General features: G+C 70.1%; 15 protein-coding genes and 2 pseudogenes. 8 read left to right on the top strand and 9 right to left on the bottom strand.

The annotated features are described in order from the left end of the window. Positions 1-70: 70 nt before the first annotated feature. Positions 71-1,153: a non-homologous end-joining DNA ligase gene (gene ligD, locus ACFQ6S_RS00850; protein WP_383401451.1), complete on the top strand. Its 1,083-nt coding sequence runs from the start codon at positions 71-73 to the stop codon at positions 1,151-1,153. Here ligD and ACFQ6S_RS00855 read toward each other — a convergent pair. Together ACFQ6S_RS00855 and ACFQ6S_RS00860 are read right to left on the bottom strand one after the other, a co-directional pair. After that, a complete protein-coding gene (locus ACFQ6S_RS00855) occupies positions 1,140-3,329 on the bottom strand; it encodes an OmpL47-type beta-barrel domain-containing protein (RefSeq protein ID WP_383404246.1) in 2,190 nt (729 codons plus the stop codon). The genes ligD and ACFQ6S_RS00855 overlap by 14 nt on opposite strands. A 14-nt stretch (positions 3,330-3,343) precedes the next feature. Then, positions 3,344-5,821, bottom strand: coding sequence for a ThuA domain-containing protein (locus ACFQ6S_RS00860; protein ID WP_383401454.1), 2,478 nt, complete (start codon positions 5,819-5,821; stop codon positions 3,344-3,346). Between the two features lie 178 nt (positions 5,822-5,999). On the opposite strand from ACFQ6S_RS00860, the gene ACFQ6S_RS00865 reads away from it, so the two are divergent. The 3 genes from ACFQ6S_RS00865 to ACFQ6S_RS00875 all read left to right on the top strand — a co-directional run bounded on the left by ACFQ6S_RS00865 (position 6,000) and on the right by ACFQ6S_RS00875 (position 9,143). Then, positions 6,000-7,001: a multicopper oxidase domain-containing protein gene (locus ACFQ6S_RS00865; protein ID WP_383401457.1), complete on the top strand. Its 1,002-nt coding sequence runs from the start codon at positions 6,000-6,002 to the stop codon at positions 6,999-7,001. 14 nt (positions 7,002-7,015) lie between these two features. Beyond that, positions 7,016-7,951, top strand: coding sequence for an ornithine cyclodeaminase family protein (locus tag ACFQ6S_RS00870; RefSeq protein ID WP_383401459.1), 936 nt, complete (start codon positions 7,016-7,018; stop codon positions 7,949-7,951). Between the two features lie 154 nt (positions 7,952-8,105). Beyond that, complete coding sequence (locus ACFQ6S_RS00875) at positions 8,106-9,143, top strand: LacI family DNA-binding transcriptional regulator (RefSeq protein WP_383401462.1); 1,038 nt, start codon at positions 8,106-8,108, stop codon at positions 9,141-9,143. 22 nt (positions 9,144-9,165) lie between these two features. Here the strand turns inward: ACFQ6S_RS00875 and ACFQ6S_RS00880 are convergent, their stop codons facing one another. After that, complete coding sequence (locus ACFQ6S_RS00880) at positions 9,166-9,957, bottom strand: VOC family protein (protein WP_383401465.1); 792 nt, start codon at positions 9,955-9,957, stop codon at positions 9,166-9,168. A 270-nt stretch (positions 9,958-10,227) separates the two neighbouring features. Here ACFQ6S_RS00880 and ACFQ6S_RS00885 point away from each other — a divergent pair, with 270 nt between their 5' ends. Further along, a complete protein-coding gene (locus ACFQ6S_RS00885) occupies positions 10,228-10,482 on the top strand; it encodes a WhiB family transcriptional regulator (RefSeq protein WP_383401468.1) in 255 nt (84 codons plus the stop codon). Positions 10,483-10,497: 15 nt separating this feature from the next. On the opposite strand, the gene ACFQ6S_RS00890 is transcribed toward ACFQ6S_RS00885, so the two are convergent. The 5 genes and pseudogenes from ACFQ6S_RS00890 to ACFQ6S_RS00910 form a co-directional block, all read right to left on the bottom strand. Beyond that, positions 10,498-11,472: an acyl-ACP desaturase gene (locus ACFQ6S_RS00890; RefSeq protein ID WP_383401471.1), complete on the bottom strand. Its 975-nt coding sequence runs from the start codon at positions 11,470-11,472 to the stop codon at positions 10,498-10,500. Between the two features lie 217 nt (positions 11,473-11,689). Continuing rightward, positions 11,690-12,466, bottom strand: a complete 777-nt coding sequence (gene ddaH, locus ACFQ6S_RS00895) for a dimethylargininase (RefSeq protein ID WP_383401474.1) — start codon at positions 12,464-12,466, stop codon at positions 11,690-11,692. 183 nt (positions 12,467-12,649) lie between these two features. Further along, positions 12,650-13,240: pseudogene (locus tag ACFQ6S_RS00900) on the bottom strand (excinuclease ABC subunit UvrA); the annotation flags it as partial. A gap of 10 nt (positions 13,241-13,250) precedes the next feature. Continuing rightward, positions 13,251-14,876, bottom strand: a complete 1,626-nt coding sequence (locus tag ACFQ6S_RS00905) for an ABC-F family ATP-binding cassette domain-containing protein (protein WP_383401477.1) — start codon at positions 14,874-14,876, stop codon at positions 13,251-13,253. A gap of 321 nt (positions 14,877-15,197) precedes the next feature. Further along, positions 15,198-15,614: an SsgA family sporulation/cell division regulator gene (locus tag ACFQ6S_RS00910; protein ID WP_383401479.1), complete on the bottom strand. Its 417-nt coding sequence runs from the start codon at positions 15,612-15,614 to the stop codon at positions 15,198-15,200. 240 nt (positions 15,615-15,854) lie between these two features. Between ACFQ6S_RS00910 and ACFQ6S_RS00915 the strand changes: the two genes are divergently transcribed. Together ACFQ6S_RS00915 and ACFQ6S_RS00920 are read left to right on the top strand one after the other, a co-directional pair. Continuing rightward, the gene (locus ACFQ6S_RS00915; protein WP_383404248.1) at positions 15,855-16,940 is read left to right on the top strand and encodes a WD40/YVTN/BNR-like repeat-containing protein; all 1,086 of its coding nucleotides are present in this window, start codon (positions 15,855-15,857) and stop codon (positions 16,938-16,940) included. A gap of 47 nt (positions 16,941-16,987) precedes the next feature. Next, complete coding sequence (locus tag ACFQ6S_RS00920) at positions 16,988-17,311, top strand: plasmid stabilization protein (RefSeq protein ID WP_383401482.1); 324 nt, start codon at positions 16,988-16,990, stop codon at positions 17,309-17,311. 12 nt (positions 17,312-17,323) lie between these two features. Here the strand turns inward: ACFQ6S_RS00920 and ACFQ6S_RS00925 are convergent, their stop codons facing one another. Continuing rightward, the gene (locus ACFQ6S_RS00925; protein ID WP_383401485.1) at positions 17,324-17,620 is read right to left on the bottom strand and encodes a YciI family protein; all 297 of its coding nucleotides are present in this window, start codon (positions 17,618-17,620) and stop codon (positions 17,324-17,326) included. Positions 17,621-17,682: 62 nt separating this feature from the next. Here ACFQ6S_RS00925 and ACFQ6S_RS00930 point away from each other — a divergent pair. Further along, positions 17,683-18,366, top strand: a pseudogene (locus ACFQ6S_RS00930) (endonuclease V); the annotation flags it as partial. Positions 18,367-18,876: the final 510 nt, after the last annotated feature.

Consider the following 18,876-nt stretch of genomic DNA (forward strand, 5'->3'; position numbering starts at 1 on the left):
CGATTCTGCTCGCACAAGGCTGCCGTCGCCCGGTATGCGCGTCAGGCATCGTGCACTTACCGTGGCTCGCATGGGTGAAGCGGTGGAGTTGGAGGCGGGCGGGCGGACCGTGCGGCTGTCCAATCCGGGGAAGATCTTCTTTCCGGAGCGCGGGTTCACCAAGCTGGACCTCGCCCGGTACTACGTCGCCGTCGGGCCCGGCATCCTGCGTGCCCTGCGCGATCGGCCCACCACCCTGGAGCGCTATCCGGACGGCGTGACCGGTGAGTGGTTCTACCAGAAGCGGGCGCCCAAGAGCATGCCCGACTGGATCCCGACCGCCCACATCACCTTCCCCAGCGGCCGCAGCGCCGACGAGATGTGCCCCACCGAGGAGGCCGCCGTGGTGTGGGCCGCCCAGTACGGCACGCTCACCTTCCACCCCTGGCCGGTCCGCCGCGACGACGTCGACCGGCCCGACGAACTGCGCATCGACCTGGACCCGCAGCCCGGCACCGACTTCGACGACGCCGCGCGCGCCGCGCACGAACTGCGGGCCGTCCTCGAGGAGTTCGGCGGCCTGCGCGGCTGGCCGAAGACCTCCGGCGGCCGGGGCCTGCACGTCTTCGTGCCGATCGAGCCGCGCTGGACCTTCACCCAGGTCCGGCGCGCCGCCATCGCGGTCGGACGGGAGCTTGAGCGGCGGATGCCGGACCACGTGACGATCAAGTGGTGGAAGGAGGAGCGGGGCGAGCGCATCTTCGTCGACTACAACCAGACCGCCCGGGACCGGACCATCGCCTCGGCCTATTCCGTACGGCCCCGCCCGCACGCCCCGGTCTCCGCGCCCCTGCGCTGGGACGAGGTCGGCGTGGCCCATCCCCAGGACTTCGACATCGCGACCATGCCCGCGCGCTTCGCCGAACTCGGCGATGTGCACGCGGACATGGACGACCACCGCTTCTCGCTCGAAGCGCTCCTGGAGCTCGCCAACAAGGACGAGCGCGATCACGGGCTCGGCGATCTGCCGTACCCGCCCGAGTACCCGAAGATGCCGGGCGAGCCGAAGCGGGTGCAGCCGAGCCGGGCGAAGAAGGCGACGTCGAAGAAGGCGACGCCGAAGAAGGAGGCGCCCCCGTCGGAGACGCCTCCCTCGGAACCTACAGCTCCTTGATCCGGATGTCCCGGTACGAGACCACATCCGTCGTGCCGTGCACCTGGAGCCCGATGTAACCGGAGGCGAACCTGCGCCCGTCCGTGCCCGGGTCGTCCGAGCGGGGCGGGACGAAGTCCTGGCCACCGGTGTTGTCGAACTCGTTGATCAGCACACCATTGCGGTAGACCGAGTAGTGCTGGTCGACCACCCGGATCTCGTAGTCGTTCCACGTGCCCTTCTGGGTGACGCCGGCACCGGCGAGCCCCACCCGGTCGAAGCCGTAGACCGAGCCCGTCTTGTACATGTCGCCGTCGGGCCGGTCGAGCACCTGCACCTCGTGCCCGTACTTGATGGCGACCCACTCCGGCCGTGACTCCTCGGGGTGATCGTGGACCCACGGGAAGCGCACGAACACACCGGAGTTGGCGTTGCCGGTGCCCGGAGCGTCGTCACGCCACTGGAGCTTGAGCGAGAAGTCGCCGTACTTCCGCTCGGGGAACCACAGCATGCCCAGGCCGGCCTTCGTCGTCCCGGACGTGATCGAACCGTCGCCGTTCGGCGCGAACGAACCACCGCCCACCTGCTGCCACTTGGCGAAGGACTCGGCGCTGCCGTCGAGGATCGTGCGATAGCCCTCGGTCTGGCCGGGCTTGCCGATCCCGGACTGGCGGGCGGCCTTGCGGACGGCGTTGTACTCGCGCTGGTCGACGACCCCTTCCTTCAGCAGCTTGTCCAGGACCGTCGTCACATGCTTGAGGAACAGCGCGTGGGACGTCCACTCCTTCTCGTCCTCGATCAACTCGTTGATCCGGCACCGGCTGTTGGTGAGCCGGTTCGGAACCCCCGAGTCGATCGTGCCGACGATCACCGTCAACCGCTCGTCGAACTCGGGGCAGTTGGGGGCGGGCACCTGGCTGGAGACCACAGTGAAGGTCACCGTGCGGGCGCCGGAGGTGTTGCCCGCCTTGTCCGTCGCCCGGTAGGCGAGCGTGTGCGTGCCCGCGCGGTCGACGACCACCGGGGCGCCGTACGCCAGGTACGGCCCGCCGTCGATCGAGTACTCGATCCGGTCGACGCCCGAGCCATGATGCTCGTCGGTCGCGGTGACGGTCACCCTGGCATTTCCTATGTACGCCCCGGACGAGTTCTTCGTGCCCTCGACGGTCACACCGGTCACCGGCGCGGTCGTGTCCGGCTGGGGCGCCGCCACGACCGTGAACTGCACGTTCTTCTCGGCCGCGACGTTCCCCGCCTTGTCGGTGGCCCGGAAGCGCACGGTATGGGCCCCGACCTCGTGCACCATCACCGGACCGGTGTACGCCTGCCAGGCGCCGGAACCGATCGCGTACTCGATGGTGTTGACGCCGGAACCGGTGTCGGAAGCGGACACGGTTACGGTCGCCATGTCGATGTACGTGCCGTCGGGATTCCGCTCGCCACTGACGGTCGCCGAGGTCTCCGGCGCCGTCGTGTCATCGGTTGGCGGCGCGACGACCGTGAAGGTGACGTTCTTCTCCGCCGAGACGTTCCCCGCCTTGTCGAAGGCCCGGTAGCGGATCTTGTGATCGCCGACCTGGTCGACGACGACCGGGGTGGTGTACGGCGTCCAGGCGCCCGCGTCACCGACCGCGTACTCGACGCGGTCGACCCCGGAGCCGCCCTCGTTGTCGGTGGCGTGGAGCGCCACGCTCGCCGAACCGACGTACTGCCCCTGCCCGTTCTGCGTCCCGCTGAGGTGCGCCGACGCCTCGGGTGCCGTGGTGTCCTCGCCGCTGCCCTCGGTCACCACCAGGATGCCCTGCATCTGCCCGTGACCGGGGATCGTGCAGTAGTAGCGGTAGCGGCCGGGGGTGAGCGTGACCTCGGCGGTGTGCTTGCCGCCCTGGTCGTCGTTCGGGTTGGCGAGGATGTTCAGCTGGACGTCGTTGTTGAACTCGGGATCGGACGTGTCGAACGTCAGCGTGTGCGGCATTCCGGTGGTGTTGCCGGTCGCCTTGCTGTTCTCGAAGACGATCGTCGTCGCGCCCGCCACGGCCGTCGAGGGGACCGAGGCGTACTTCGTGATGTCGTCGCCGGCCGTCCAGGTGAGGACCTGTGCGGCGGCTGCCTCTGGCTGTGGCTGTGGCTGTCCGGTCGCGGGCAACGCCTGCAGCCCGAGCACCACCAGTAGTGCGGCCAACAGGGCCGCCCACATTCTTCGTTGCCGTGTCACTGCGCCCCCCTCGCCAGCTGATCGGCGGCCGGAGTGGGTCCGCCGCCCGTGTAAGTGACCCGCCACAATGCCGACCTGGCGTCCGAGGTGAAGAAGCCCCGGCCGTAGTCGAGCACATACAGCGCGCCGTCCGGACCGAACTTCCAGTCCATGAGGTTCTTGATGCCGTCGTTGCCGATCGGCACGATCTTCTTCAGCGACTCCGAGTGGACCGGCAGACCGCCCTCCCCGTGCGTCTTCGGGTCGGTGAGCACCGCGTTGCGCGGCTGGTCGGCGTCGTAGAAGTCACCGACGAACCACTTGCCGTCCCAGTAGGCCGGCCACTTGGTCCCGCTGGTGCTCGCCGTGTCGAATCGGTAGACCGGCCCGTTCATCGCCGCCTGCCCGCCGCCCTTGAGCCACGGCAGCGAGTAGGTGGACTCCTCCTGCTTGTACGACGGCACGCCGTTCGCGTCGCGCGGGAAGTCCGGCGCGCCGCCCTGGGGCGAGTACCAGATGTTGTTCCCGGTGACCGGCGGGAGGTTGACCAGACCGTCGTTGTTCGGCGACTCGTTCTTCGGGTGGTCGCAGTCGTACCAGCCCAGCGGCTTGGTCGGGTCGGGCAGATTGCGGTCCCGGTAGGGCTGCTTGTTGCCCATGCAGTACGGCCAGCCCCGGTTGCTCGCCTTGGTGATGACGGCGAAGGTGTCGTACTTGGCCGGACCCCAGGTCGTCGAAGGAGCGCCCGCGTCCGGGCCGACCCAGCCCGCGTACAGGATGTCCGTCTGCTTGTCGACGAAGATGCGCGCCGGGTTCCGGACGCCCATCACATAGATCTCGCCGCGCGTCTTGCCGCCGCCCTCGTCGGTCTCCCTGCCGGTGAAGAGGTTCCCGTCCGGAAGGGTGTACGTGCCGTCCGGCTCCGGGTGGATGCGCAGGATCTTGCCGTTGAGGTTGTTGGTGTTGCCGGCGGTGCGGCGCGCGTCCGCGAAGGACACGCCCTTGTAGTTGGGCTCGGGGTTGTTGCCCGAGTAACCGTCGCTGAAGCGGCTGGAGTTGTTGTCGCCGGTCGCGATGTACAGGTTGCCCTTGGAGTCCCAGGACATGCCGCCGCCCGAGTGGCAGCAACTGTGTACCTGCACCGGCCACTTGAGCAGCACCTTCTCGCTGCCCAGGTCCAGCTTGTCGGTGGCGAGGTCGAGCGTGAAGCGGGAGACGCGCCGCTCGGCCATCCTCGTTTCGCGGTTGAGCTGGGAGTGCGGGGTGTAGTGCAGATACACCCAGCCGTTCTCCTCGAAGCGCGGATCGAGCTCGATGCCGAGCAGGCCCTCCTCGACCTTGATCAGCTCGTCCCCGCCGCCCTTGTTGCCGAACACCGTCAACGCCCCGGCCAGGGTGACCTTCTTGGTCTTCGGGTCGTAGACATGGATCTCGCCCTTGCCCTTGCCGATCTCCGGGTTGTTCCAGTCGGTGATCACCGGCTGGGAGGAGTCGGCACCGCCCCGGCCGATGTAGAGCACCCGCCCGTCCGGAGCGGTGACCAGGCCGTGCGGTTCGCCGATCTGGTCGTTCTGGCCCGGCTGGTTGGGCTGGGTGAGGCGCTCGGCCTTGTAGTTGCCGGTGATGGTGGCCTTGCAGTCGGCCTGCACCAGCCGGGTGGTCCACATGAGGGCGCCGCGCAGATGCGCACGGAAGTCGGTCTCGTCGTACGACGACACCGTGCCGCCCATGCCGGTGTAGAAGGAGCGGCCACCGTCGTAGTCACGGCACCAACTCACCGGATGGTCCCAGCCGTTGGCGCCGGTGCCCGGCTGGTAGCTGGACTCCCGCACCCGGGCGACGGTGTGCACGGAACCCGAGGGGTTCTTCGTCCAGTTCAGCCACTTGTCCGGCCGCTTCCACTGAAGCGGCAGCTCCTTGGTGGCCGGGTGCCGCCGGTCGCCGGCCTCCACCACGGCTCGTTGCGCGGTCGTCGGTCCGCCGGCCGCGGGGCGGGCGCCGACCAGGCCGGTGAACCAGTCCGAGTACGGCTCGGCGCGGGCCGCGTCATGGACGCCGACGAAACCGCCGCCCGCCTCCATGTAGGCCTCCAGGCCCGCCTCCTGCTCGGGGTCCAGGATGTCCCCGCCGCCGGTCAGGAACACGACGGAGTTGTAACGGCCCAGCCTGGTCTCATCGGTGAACACCGAGGCGTCGTTCGTGGCCTCGGTCTTGAAGCGCTGGTCAGCCGGGCCCGACAGGCCGATCTTCTCGATGGCCTCGATGCCGGCGTTCACCACGGGCGACTCGTCGCCGGCGGCCGCGGACCCGTAGAAGATGAGCACCCGCACATTGGCGCCGCCTGGTGGCGACTTGATGGACATCGTTGTCAGGGGTGGTTCCGGGGCCGGGCGTGCGTCCGCCGCCGGAGCCGACATCAGTCCGGCGGCGACGATCCCGGCGGTCACAGTGGCCACCCAGGTCTGTCTTCTCGTGCTCAACCCTCGTAAGCGCATGGGCACCTCCACGGTCACAGCAACAGCGAAAAGGAAGTTAGACCCCTTTGAACGACTCGCCAATACCTATGACCGGACCGAGACGAACTTTGTCCTGAGTGTGGATAAACGAGAGAGCGGCCGGTACCGTCTCACCGGTTCATCCCCGTAATGTCCGTACCGCCGTGGGGAGTTCGGCATGGAGAGACGCAGCTTCGACAGACGTGGCTTCAACAGGCGCGTGCTGCTGGGTGGCGCGACCGTCGCGACATCGTTGTCGCTGGGATCGGTACCCGAGGCCGTGGGTGCCGACACACCACCGGGGACGGCTCCGGCCGGCGGCGAGGTCAGACGCATCAAGCTGTACGCCGAGAAGCTCGCCGACGGGCAGATGGGCTACGGCCTGGAGAAGGGCAAGGCGTCGGTCCCCGGCCCGCTGATCGAGCTCAACGAGGGCGACACCCTGCACGTCGAGTTCGAGAACACCATGGACGTGGCGGTCAGCCTGCACGTCCACGGCCTCGACTACGAGATCACCAGCGACGGCACCAAGCTGAACAAGAGCGACGTCGAGCCCGGCGGTACCCGCACCTACACCTGGCGCACCCACGCCCCCGGCCGCCGCAAGGACGGCACCTGGCGGGCGGGCAGCGCCGGCTACTGGCACTACCACGACCACGTCGTCGGCACCGAGCACGGCACGGGCGGCATCCGCAAGGGCCTGTACGGACCGGTGATCGTGCGGCGCAAGGGCGACATCCTGCCGGACGCGACCCACACGATCGTCTTCAACGACATGCTGATCAACAACAAGTCCGCGCACAGCGGCCCCAACTTCGAGGCCACGGTGGGCGATCGCGTCGAGATCGTGATGATCACGCACGGCGAGTACTACCACACCTTCCATATGCACGGTCATCGCTGGGCGGACAACCGCACGGGCATGCTGACCGGCCCCGACGACCCGAGCCAGGTCATCGACAACAAGATCGTGGGCCCGGCGGACTCCTTCGGCTTCCAGGTGATCGCGGGGGAGGGGGTCGGGGCGGGCGCGTGGATGTACCACTGCCATGTGCAGAGCCACTCCGACATGGGCATGGTGGGCCTGTTCCTGGTGAAGAAGGCGGACGGCACGATTCCCGGGTACGACCCGCACGAACACGGTCATGAGCCGTCCTCGGGCACTGCGCACGAACACTGACGGATCATGGACGCGTGACCCTTGTACTGACGCGAAGTGATCTGGAAGCGGTACTGACACCGAAGGCCTGCCTGGAGCTGCTGCGGGACGGCTTCGTGCGCGCACGGGATGCCGCGGTGACGGGACAACGGGTGCGGACCGACCTGCCCTTCCCGGGAACGGCCACCGCGCTGATCCCCGGCGTGCTGCCGGGCGTCGAGGCGTACACGGTGAAGGTCAACGCCAAGTTCCCGGGCGCGCGGCCCGCGTTGCGCGGGGTGATCTGTCTGCACAGCGGGCGGGACGGGGAACTGCTGGCTCTGCTGGACTCGGCCACGGTGACGGCGTGGCGTACGGGGCTGGCGGCGGCGTTGGGCACGCATGTGCTGGCCGGCCCGGGGGACGTCCTCGGGGTGATCGGCGCGGGGGCCCAGGCCGAGCTGATGGTGCGGGGGTTGACGGAACTGCGGACGTATCGCGAGCTCGTCGTCCATGACACCGACGCCGAGCGGGCCGCCGCGTTCGCCGACCGGCACGACGGACGTCCGGCGGCCTCGGCGACGGAGGTCGCGGCGACCGCCGACACCGTACTGCTGGCCACCTGGGCCCGTGAGCCGCTGCTGAGACTGTCGGACACCCGGGCGGGCCAGCACTTCACGAGCCTGGGGGCGGACGAACCCGGCAAGCAGGAGCTGTCCGCCGATCTGCTGGGAGCCGCGCTGCTGGTCGTGGACGACCGTGAACTCGCCGCCGGCATGGGTGCCTTGGCGGCGGCCGGTCTCCCGGCGACCGCCGCCGACGCGACGCTGGGGGATGTGCTGCGGGGCGAGGGGCCGGGACGTGCGAGCGCCGAGGGCCGCACCGTGTACGCGCCGGTCGGACTGCCCTGGCAGGACCTGGCGCTGAGCTGGGCGGCGTATCGGGCGGCGGAGCGGGCAGGCGTGGGGCGGCGGGTGGATCTGCTCGCGTGACACGGCCGTCGTACGACGGCCGGCCGGGCGGAGCAGCGCCGAGACACGTTGTGCCGTTCCCTGCGCGCCGGTGGCGCACGGTTGCGAGAGCGCTCTCACCTCCGGTTCCTCCGAGGGCTATCCTGATCCGCAACCGTCGACGAGGAGCCGCGCAGTGACTGATACCGCCCCGCGTCCCACCCTGGAAGCCGTGGCCGCACGGGCCGGGGTCTCGCGGGCCACCGTGTCGCGGGTGGTCAACGGCGGGGACGGGGTGCGGGAGCCGCTCGTCGAGCGGGTGCGCAAGGCGGTGGAGGAGCTCGGGTACGTGCCCAACCAGGCCGCCCGCAGTCTGGTGACCCGGCGCCACGACGCCATCGCCGTCGTCGTCGCCGAGCCGGAGACCCGTGTCTTCGCCGACCCGTTCTTCGCCCTGCAACTCCGCGGCATCAGCAAGGAGTTGACGGCTCACGACAACCAGCTGGTGCTGCTGCTCACCGAGGGCCGGGACGACCATGCCCGCGTCGGCCGCTACCTCGCCGGCGGGCATGTCGACGGGGCGCTCGTCTTCTCGCTGCACCTCGAGGACCCGCTGCCCGGACTGATCCACCGTGCCGGGGTGCCCACGGTGTTCGGCGGACGGCCCGGCTGGAGCGGCGACCAGCGGGGCGTCGTGTACGTCGACGTCGACAACCGCGGCGGCGCCCGGGACGCCGTACGGCATCTCGCCGGCCTCGGCCGCACCCGCATCGCGCACATCGCCGGCGCACTCGACCAGACGTCCGCCGTGGACCGGCTCGACGGATACCGGGACGTCATGGTCGACGCCGATCCACGGCTGATCGTCGAGGGCGACTTCACCCCGGCGGGAGGGGAGCGGGCGATGCGTCAGCTGCTCGAACGCTGCCCGGACCTGGACGCCGTGTTCGCCGCCAACGATCTCACCGCCGCAGGTGCGCTGCGAGTGCTGCGGGAGACCGGGCGGCGGGTGCCGGACGATGTCGCGGTGGTCGGGTTCGACGACATGCTGCCGGTGGCGGAACAGACCGAACCGTCGCTCACGACGATCCGTCAGGACATCGAGGAGATGGGCCGGTTGATGGCCCGGCTGCTGCTGCGGGCCCTGGAGCGCGACGCCGCCGAGCAGGGAATCGGCGGCGCGCCGTCCAGCGTGGTGCTGCCGACCACACTGGTGCGGCGCGCGTCCGCGTAGGCCGAACGCCCGGCGCCGTCCCTCAGCTCTGCGCCGGCGCGCTCTTGATCACCGCGAAGCGGGCGCCGTACGGGTCGGTGAGCTTGGCGATGCGGCCGACGTCCGGCAGATCCGTGGGGGGCATCCGGACCGCGCCGCCCAGCTCCTGCGCCCTGGCGGCCGTCGCGTCCGTGTCGGTCACCTCGAAATACGGCAGCCAGTACGCCGGGCCCTCCGCCTCCGCCGGGTCGTCGGCCTTGTCGACCACCCCGCCGAACGTGGCGTCCTCCCCCTGCGCGGCGGGGCTGAACGTCGTGTAGGTGCCGCCGTAGTAGTCGAGGGCGAAGGTCTCCATGCCGAGCGCGGCGTTGTAGAAGCCCGCCGCGGCCGGTACGTCCGTGGTGTACAGCTCGAGCCAGCACAGCGAGCCGGGTTCCTGGACCACGTCGAGCCCCTTGTTGGTGCCGGGCTGCCAGAGGCCGAAGGGCACGCCCGCCTTGTCGGCGAGGATCGCCATGCGGCCCAGGTCCATCACATCCATGGGCTGCATCGTCACCGAGCCGTGCGCCTGCTCGGCCGCCTTCGCGGTGGCTTCCGCGTCCGGCGTCTGGAAGTACACCGTCCAGGAGGGCGGGCCCTGCGCCTCGGTGGTCTGCATACCGCCGGCCACCGTCTTCCCGTCGAGCTGGAAGAGGCCGTAGCCGCCGGTCTCGGGCCCGCCCGGCTGGAACCGCCAGCCGAACAGACCGCCGTAGAAGGAAGCGGCGCCCTCGATGTCGGGTGTGCCGACGTCGATCCAGTTCGGCGCGCCGGTGACGAAACGGGTGGTGAGCATCATCGCCCTCCTCGGAAGGGTCCCGCTGTCTGCACTGCCGAGTCTTGCACCGCCCACTGACAATCGCTGCCGGAACACCGCCGTCCGCCGGGCGAACACTCTGCTTACCCTCGGTGACCGAGGAGCGTCTCCTTGTTTTCCTCCGGTTCCGCGCGCCGCCGTGCGCCGCGGCACCCCGAGGGAGACGATCGAGTCGGCCGGGGGGCCCTGCGGCGCGGCGTTGATCCCGCGTTGATCGAACGTTTTTCGCCGACCGGCACCATCCTGGGCATGCACATCGACACGATCACAACGATCACCTCGTCCGACCTGGCCTGGCAGGAGGAGGCGTTGTGCGCACAGACGGGGGCGGACTTCTTCTTCCCCGAACCAGGAAGCTCCGTCCGGGAGGCGAAGCGGATCTGCGGCATGTGCCCGATCCGCTCCGTCTGCCTGGAGTACGCACTCGACAACGACGAACGCTTCGGTGTCTGGGGCGGCCTGTCGGAGAAGGAACGCCTGGAACTCAGGCGCACGTCACACTGAACCGCCGGGTCCCGGTCAGCCCCCGGCGCGAGCCGCCATCCGGGCCTTGCGGGCCGCCAGCTTCTCGTCGAACTTCAGGGCTTCCGCGTCGAGGCCGCCCATGAACAGACCCAGTTCCTCCTGAGCCTTCTGCCCCTCCGGGCCGAGACCGTCGATCTCCATGATCTTCAGGAAGCGCAGGACCGGCTGCAGGACGTCGTCGTGGTGGATGCGCATGTTGTAGACCTCGCCGATGGCCATCTGCGCGGCGGCGCGCTCGAAGCCGGGGATGCCGTGACCGGGCATGCGGAAGTTGACCACCACGTCCCGCACGGCCTGCATGGTCAGGTCGGGGGCGAGCTCGAAAGCGGCCTTCAGCAGGTTCCGGTAGAAGACCATGTGGAGGTTCTCGTCGGTCGCGATGCGCGACAGCATGCGGTCGCAGACCGGGTCACCGGACTGGTGGCCGGTGTTGCGGTGCGAGATGCGGGTCGCGAGCTCCTGGAAGGCGACGTAGGCGACCGAGTGCAGCATCGAGTGGCGGTTGTCCGACTCGAAGCCCTCACTCATGTGGGACATGCGGAACTGCTCCAGCTTGTCCGGGTCCACCGCGCGCGAGGTGAGCAGATAGTCGCGCATCACGATGCCGTGCCGGCCCTCCTCGGCGGTCCAGCGGTGCACCCAGGTGCCCCAGGCGCCGTCACGGCCGAAGAGCGAGGCGATCTCGTGGTGGTAGCTGGGCAGGTTGTCCTCGGTGAGGAGGTTCACGATCAGCGCGATCCGGCCGATCTCGGTGACCTTGGACTGCTCCTTGTCCCAGGCCTCGCCGTCCTCGAAGAGGCCGGGGAAGTTGCGGCCGTCCGTCCACGGGACGTACTCGTGCGGCATCCAGTCCTTCGCGACCTGCAGATGCCGGTTGAGTTCCTTCTCGACCACTTCCTCCAGCGCGTACAACAACCGGGCGTCGGTCCAGACGGCGGGGCTGCCGAGGTGAGGGGAAGTGATCGTCACGGGAACTCCAGGGGGACGCGCAACACAGGAAACATAACCGGCGAGCGGGTGCCGGAACCTACGGGATCGTAGGCTACGAATCCGTAGGTTACGAAGCCGTAGGTTAAGGACGTTGTAAAGACTGCTGATCAGCAGCTGTTCCGCCGGGAGTTCACGGGCAAGCGGAAAGCTCCAGGAGACGCAGGTCCCAGGGCCGAACGCGCGATCCGTTCAGCCGTCAGGCGTACAGCTCCCGCATGCGGACCGAGAGACATGTCACACATCCTTCCAGCTTCTCGAACTCACTGATGTCGACCAGCACGGGCTCATGACCGAGGTCGGCGAGCATCTCCGCGGTCTTCGGCGCGCTGGCGGCCATGAGCAGCTTGTCGCCGCCCAGCAGCACCACATGCGCTCCCGACTCCTCCGGCACCGGCAGGAAGCGCGGGAACAGCGACGGGGCGTCCAGCTGCGGGATACGGCCCAGAATCGTTCCGTCGGGCAGTGCCGTGATCGCCGACTTCAGGTGCAGCACCTTGCTCACCGGTACGGCGACGACCCGCGCCCCCAGCGGCTCGAAGACGGCCCGCAGCTGCTGGACGCCGGCCCCGTTGGTACGGCCGCCCCGGCCGACGTAGATCGTGTCGCCGGCCTTGAGGACGTCGCCGCCGTCGAGCGTTCCCGGCTCCCAGATCCAGTTCACCGAGCAGCCGAGCGAGGCCACGGCCTCCTCGACGCCCTCGGTCTCGTCGCGCCGCGACTCGGCGCCGGGCCGGGCGATCAGCGCGACGTTGCGGTACATGACGACCGTGTCCTCGACGAACACCGAGTCCGGGCAGTCGTCGGCCGGGTCCACCTCGATCGTCTCCCAGCCGTGCGTGCGCAGGGCCTCCGCGTACGCCTCCCACTGCTCGACCGCGAGATCGACGTCGACCTTCTCCCGCTCGATGTGCGTGAGAAGCCCTTCGGCCAGGCGCGGGCTCGGACGGCGGATGAGGGCCTTCTTGCTGGGCACGACGGGATCTCCGGATCGGTGGCTGGTTCGGCGCCCCTGATGCATGGGCCACCGACCCGCCATGATGCAGGGCCTACCCGCCCGTAGAAAACCCTCGCGGTCAGGCTGTGGCCCTCCTGAGATGCGCCGCGGTGAAGGATTCGCGGACTTCGAGGAGCTCTCGTGGGGTTCCCTCGAAGATCACCCGACGGGCCTGTGCGGGTCGAGGTCGGCGCTGTTGGTGTACGCCTGGCCCTGCCAGGTGCCCGCGGCGAACGGAGGGAAGCGGACCGCCCCGTCGGCCAGGGAGCGGTCGGGGTCGAGGATGCGGCCCCAGTCCGGCCGTACCGTCCGGCCCAGGCCGTCGCACTCCGGGCACATGCCGGAGGGGTCGTTGAACGAGTACGCGGTCGCCGGGCCGGCGCTCGGCGTGCCGTGCCGGGAGAACAGCACCCGCATCACGGAGTAGACGTCGGTCATCGTGCCGACCGTGGACCGCGAGTGGCCCCCGATCGGCCGCTGGTCGACGACGATCGCGGGGGAGAGATCCAGCAGCTCCTCCGCGTGCGGGCGCTCGTACTTGGGCAGCCGGTTGCGCACGAACCAGGTGAAGGTCTCGTTCAGCCGGCGCTGCGACTCCACCGCGATCGTGTCGAAGACGATCGACGACTTCCCCGATCCCGAAACGCCGGTGAACACGGTCAGCCGGCCTTTCGGGATGCGGAGGGTGACGTCCTTGAGGTTGTTCTCCCTGGCTCCGGTGATGGTGATGAACTGCGGTGTTAAATCGGGCATGGAGCCGAAGCTAGGCGGGATACCCGACAGCTTCTGGCGTGATTTCCTTCAGTTCTCCCTCCTCCACCATCAGCCAGCGCGTGATGCCGATCGACTCCAGGAACGGCAGGTCGTGGCTGGCCACGATCAGCGCCCCCTCGTACGACTCCAGGGCCGTGGTGAGCTGCCGCACGCTCGCCATGTCCAGGTTGTTCGTCGGCTCGTCCAGCATCAGCAGCTGCGGCGCGGGCTCCGCCAGCATCAGCGCGGCCAGCGCCGCCCGGAAGCGTTCGCCGCCCGAGAGCGTCGCCGCCTTCTGGTCGGCGCGGGCGCCCCGGAACAGGAAGCGGGCCAGCCGCGCCCGGATCCGGTTGTTGGTGGCACCCGGCGCGAACCGGGCCACGTTCTCGGCGACCGACAGCTCGCCGTCGAGCACGTCCAGCCGTTGCGGCAGGAAGCGCAGCGGGACATGCACCGTCGCCTCGCCCGCCACCGGCTCCAGTTCCCCGGCGAGCGTCCGCAGCAGCGTCGTCTTGCCCGCGCCGTTGCGCCCGATCAGCGCGATCCGCTCCGGACCGTGGAGATCGAAGCCACCGGTCGAGCGTGCGCCGTAGGCCAGCTCCAGCTCACGCAGCGTGAGCACACCGCGGCCCGGCGGTACGGCCGTGTACGGCAGTTCGACGCGGATCTCGTCGTCGTCCCGTACGGCCTCCGCCGCCTCGTCGAGGCGGTCCTTGGCCTCGGCGAGCTTCTCCTCGTGCATGATCCGGTGCTTGCCCGCGGACTCCTGCGCCGCCCGCTTGCGCGCACCCATGACGATCTTCGGCTCACGCTTCTGGTCCCACATCTTCTGCCCGTACCGCTTGCGGCGGGCCAACTTGGCCTGGGCGTCGACGAGGTCGCGCTTCTGCTTCTTCAGGTCGGCCTCGGCGACCCGCACCATGCGCTCGGCCGCCTCCTGTTCGGCGGCGAGCACCTCTTCGTACGCCGAGTAGTTTCCGCCGTACCAGGTGATCTCCCCGGAGCGCAGATCGGCGATCTGGTCGACGAGGTCGAGGAGTTCGCGGTCGTGGCTGACCACGACCATCACTCCCGGCCAGGACTCCACGGCCGTGTACAGCCGCCTGCGTGCGTACAGGTCGAGGTTGTTGGTGGGCTCGTCCAGCAGCAGGACGTCCGGTCGGCGCAGCAGCAGCGCGGCGAGCCGCAGCAGCACGGACTCGCCGCCCGACACCTCGCCGATCGTGCGGTCCAACTCGATGTGGCCGAGCCCGAGTTCGCCGAGGGTGGCGAGGGCTCGCTCCTCCACGTCCCAGTCGTCGCCCAAGGTCTCGAAGTGCTCCTCGGCGACGTCGCCCGCCTCGATGGCGTGCAGCGCCGCGCGCCGGGCGGCGATGCCCAGGGCCTCGTCGACCTTCAGGGCGGTGTCGAGAGTGACGTTCTGCGGGAGATAGCCGACCTCGCCCGTGACGCGCACGTCGCCGTCGGTCGGGGCGAGCTCACCGGCGATGAGCTTCAACAGGGTTGATTTTCCCGACCCGTTGACGCCGACGAGTCCGGTCCTGCCGGGGCCGAACGCGACGTCCAGGCCCTCGAAGACGGCGCTGCCGTCGGGCCAGGTGAAGGAAAGGGAGGTACAGGTGAGGGAAGTAGGCATCAGGGCGCCTCCGCGGTTGCTCGAAACGATCAGGGGCAAACGCGTATCGAGACACCGGCGACCGACGGAGAGGCATCGAGGGGCGCGGGGGCATGAGAAAAGCCCTGCACCGGAGGACGGCTCGAACGCCGAGGTCGCACGCAGCGCACACACACTTCAGGTGTGACGCGGTGTCTCAGGACCTCAGACGAGCAACGTCCTTCTCCAATCGGCGGCAACAGGACTTGAACACCGTACGAGCGGCCGGAGGGAGTGTCAACGCCATTTACGGAGAGCCCGCACGGGCGGGCGCGCCGGCCGGCGCCTGCCCGGTGGGACGGCTCAGCAGGCGTCCCGCATCAGCTCGACGAGGTCGCGGTCCAGGTCGAGCTGGAGGTGCTCCAGGCCGAGGGGCACCAGCTCGCTCGTGGACTGCAGGAAGCGGCGGATCTCGCCCGAGCGGATGTGCACGACGGCGGTGCCCTCGGGGGCGTGGAACTCGAGGACCGTACGGTCGAAGCCGTACGGCCGCACCCGGACGTCGCCGTGGCCCTCGGGGCCCTCCAGGCCGGCGAGGAGCAGCTCGCGGCTGAAGGTCCAGCAGACCTCGACGCCCTCCAGTGTGGCGGGGGCCGGGAAGGTCATCCGGACGGCGAACGGGTCGCTCCGGTCGTAGTGGAGGGTCGCGGGAATGCTCGGCATCCGCGGTGCGGCGGCGACGAGACGGGCCTCAACGGGCTGCTCGATGACGGTGGACAACGCCTTGCTCCCTTGTGACGGCTGGACGAACATCCGGGTGGACGAGACGGGGCACTGGTAGAGACGATGGAATCGGCCAATCCGTGCACACCAAGGGCGAGTGACCTCTGTCACCGCCTTCATGCACCGGAGTGGGGGCGTTCGTCCTCCCTTGACCGGATGGTCACTCGTGGTCGGAGGGCATCTGGACGGCACGGTGGCGGTGGACTAGCTTCGCCCGCCATGAGGCGTTCGGGGAGCATGCGACGGGCGGGGCGTACGTTTCGGACGGTGGCCGCGGGGGTGGCGTGCGGTGCGGCGCTGGCCGCGCTGCCGGCCGTACCCGCGCAGGCGGACGGGCGGGAGCGGCGGGTGCCGCACTGGGAGGCGAAGGACAGCGGCACGCCCGACGTGCGGTTCCGGGGACTGGCGGCGGTCAGTCGGCACACGGCGTGGCTGGCCGGAAGCAAGGGCACCGTGCTGCGCACCACCGACGGCGGCGCGAGCTGGCGGAACGTCTCGCCGCCCGGTGCCGCCGGGCTGGAGTTCCGGGACGTCGAGGCCTTCGACGCGCGGCGGGCCGTGGTGCTGGCCATCGGTGAGGGCGAGGCGTCGCGCGTGTACCGCACGGAGGACGGCGGCGTGACCTGGACCGAGTCCTTCCGCAACACCGACGCCCGTGCCTTCTACGACTGCCTCACCTTCTTCGACCGCCGCCACGGCCTGGCGATGAGCGACCCGGTCGACGGCAGGTTCCGCATCCTGTCGACCAGCGACGGCGGGCGTTCCTGGAAGGTGCTGCCGAACGACGGGATGCCCGCCGCGCAGGAGGGCGAGGCCGGTTTCGCGGCGAGCGGGCAGTGCCTGGTCGCCTCCGGGCCGAAGGACGTCTGGCTGGCCACCGGCGGGGCCGCACGCGCGCGTGTCCTGCACTCCGCCGACCGGGGGCTGACCTGGACGGCCACCGAGGCGCCGATCCCGGCGGGCGACCCGGCCCGCGGTGTCTTCGCGCTCGCCTTCCGCGACCGTACGCACGGTCTCGCGGTCGGCGGCGACTACCGCCCCGACCAGGCCTCCCCGCGGGCCGCGGCACGCACGGCCGATGCCGGGCGCGGCTGGACACCGGCCACCACGCCGCCGCCCGCCTACCGCTCCGGCGCGGCCTGGCTCCCGCACAGCCGCACGGCGGCCCTGGCGGTCGGCCCCACCGGTACCGACCTGACGACCGACGGCGGGCGTACCTGGCGGACGGTCGACAGCGGTTCGTACGACACGGTCGACTGCGCGGGCGATCTGGGTTGCTGGGCGGCGGGGGAGAAGGGCAGGGTCGCGCGGTTGGAGAGGTGATCCGGAATGTGGGTACTCGGAAGCCGACGGCGAGAGGAGTGACCCACATGCCGGCCGGTTCCAGCCCGAAGCGGGAACGCCAGTACGAGCACATCAAGCAGAGCGCCCAGGACCGGGGCGAGAGCGCCTCGCGCGCCAAGGAGATCGCGTCGCGGACGGTGAACAAGGAACGCGCGCGGTCCGGCGAGTCGAAGTCCGCCAGCCGTACGTCCACCCAGGACATCTCCTCGGGCAGGCGGGGCGGGCAGCGGTCGGGCCAGGGCTCCCAGGGCCCCACCAGGGATCAGTTGTACGAGGAGGCCAAGAAGCGCAACATCCAGGGGCGTTCGGACATGAACAAGAGCCAGCTCAAGCAGGCGCTGGGCAAGTGACCGACGCTCTGCTCAGCCGAGGGTCTCGCGGTACCGCTCCAGCCCCGGTGCCGTCTTCGTCGCGACGAACTCGGTGATGCGGTACGCGCAGACCCCGGCCCGCACGAACGGATCCCCCGCGGCAGTCTCCTCGATGTGCCTCCGGTCCCCCGCGACGGCGAGGATCACCCCGCCGTCGCGGGGGTTCTTACGTCCGGACGCGAGAAAGATCCCCTTCGCGTACTGCTCGTCGAGCCAGGCCACATGCGCCTCCAGCACGGCGTCGACGTCCTCGATCGGTGCGGTGTAGGTCAGCTCCAGCACGAACATGATCGCGAGCCTACCCCTGGGCAGACGACGACCGGCCGTATCCCCCTACGCTCGTCCCCACCATGACGACCGTACGCATCCCCGCGGGCTGGCCCGCGACCGAGCAAGAGGCCCGCGCCGTCCAGGACGAACTGCGCCAGCGCGTGGTGCTGGACGAACCCGGGCCCCCGCCCGGCTTGGGGCACGTGACCGGCGTGGACGTGGCCTACGACGACGAGCGGGACGTGGTCGCGGCCGCGGCGGTCGTGCTGGACGCGGCGACGCTCGCGGTCGTCGCCGAGGCCACCGCGCTCGGCCGGATCTCCTTCCCGTACGTCCCGGGCCTGCTCGCCTTCCGCGAGATCCCCACCGTCCTGGCCGCCCTCGACGCCCTGCCCTGTCCACCCGGCCTGGTCGTCTGCGACGGCTACGGCCGCGCCCATCCCCGCCGTTTCGGCCTCGCCAGCCACCTCGGCGTCCTCACCGGCCTGCCCACGATCGGCGTCGCCAAGAACCCGTTCACCTTCACCTACGACGCCCCCGCCCCGACCCGCGGCTCGTCCGCCCCGCTCATGGCGTTGGACGAGGAGGTCGGCCGGGCCCTGCGCACACGGGACGCGGTGAAGCCGGTGTTCGTCTCGGTCGGCCACCGGGTGAGCCTGGACAACGCCTGCGCGCAGACGCTGGCGTTGACCCCTGAATACCGGCTCCCGGAGACCACACGGCGGGCGGATTCCCTGTGCCGGCAGGCGCTGAGGGACGCGACCGGTCCGCGGCCGGAGCTCGCCGCCCGAGCGGCTGCGGACCCCACGCGTAGCTGGGGGCGGTCCCTGTTCGAGCGTCAGCGCGACCCGGTGACCTGGGCCGGCCGGGTGCTCGCGGCGGCAGCGGAGGGCATGGAGCGCACGCCGGAGATCGACGCCGCCCTGGAACTGGCCGCCGACCGCGACCGGTGGTGCCGGGGGCGCGAGGTGTTCGGCCTGGTCCGCGGGGGCGGTTCCGCGGACGGGGACGACATCACCGAGGAGCGAACCGCGCTGCTCCGGCTCGCCGAACTCGTCGCCAAGCTGGCCCACAACGAGGCCGGTCCGGCGCCGTTCTTCGACCACCACACGGGCTGGCAGATCGGGCCGCTTGCCGTCCGCCTCGCCTCCGTCGCGCACGATCCCGCCGCACGGCACCGGATCGCGGACGCGCTGGGGGAGTGGCCGCCCGCCGGATCCGACGCTGCGCGCTGAACGGGTGGACTGAGTACGTCGACTGAGTACCCGTACGGA

Origin of the sequence: Streptomyces sp. NPDC056479 (assembly GCF_042795335.1) — a bacterium.
GTDB lineage: Bacteria > Actinomycetota > Actinomycetes > Streptomycetales > Streptomycetaceae > Streptomyces.

Bases quoted from the DNA above. Each gene is read 5' to 3' on its own strand.
- ACFQ6S_RS00860 (WP_383401454.1), bottom strand. From the start codon at position 5,821: ATGCGCTTACGAGGGTTGAGCACGAGAAGACAGACCTGGGTGGCCACT.
- ACFQ6S_RS00920 (WP_383401482.1), top strand. From the start codon at position 16,988: ATGCCGGCCGGTTCCAGCCCGAAGCGGGAACGCCAGTACGAGCACATC.
- ligD (WP_383401451.1), top strand. From the start codon at position 71: ATGGGTGAAGCGGTGGAGTTGGAGGCGGGCGGGCGGACCGTGCGGCTG.
- ACFQ6S_RS00925 (WP_383401485.1), bottom strand. From the start codon at position 17,620: ATGTTCGTGCTGGAGCTGACCTACACCGCACCGATCGAGGACGTCGAC.
- ACFQ6S_RS00905 (WP_383401477.1), bottom strand. From the start codon at position 14,876: ATGCCTACTTCCCTCACCTGTACCTCCCTTTCCTTCACCTGGCCCGAC.
- ACFQ6S_RS00855 (WP_383404246.1), bottom strand. From the start codon at position 3,329: ATGTGGGCGGCCCTGTTGGCCGCACTACTGGTGGTGCTCGGGCTGCAG.
- ACFQ6S_RS00865 (WP_383401457.1), top strand. From the start codon at position 6,000: ATGGAGAGACGCAGCTTCGACAGACGTGGCTTCAACAGGCGCGTGCTG.
- ACFQ6S_RS00885 (WP_383401468.1), top strand. From the start codon at position 10,228: ATGCACATCGACACGATCACAACGATCACCTCGTCCGACCTGGCCTGG.
- ACFQ6S_RS00915 (WP_383404248.1), top strand. From the start codon at position 15,855: ATGCGACGGGCGGGGCGTACGTTTCGGACGGTGGCCGCGGGGGTGGCG.
- ACFQ6S_RS00880 (WP_383401465.1), bottom strand. From the start codon at position 9,957: ATGCTCACCACCCGTTTCGTCACCGGCGCGCCGAACTGGATCGACGTC.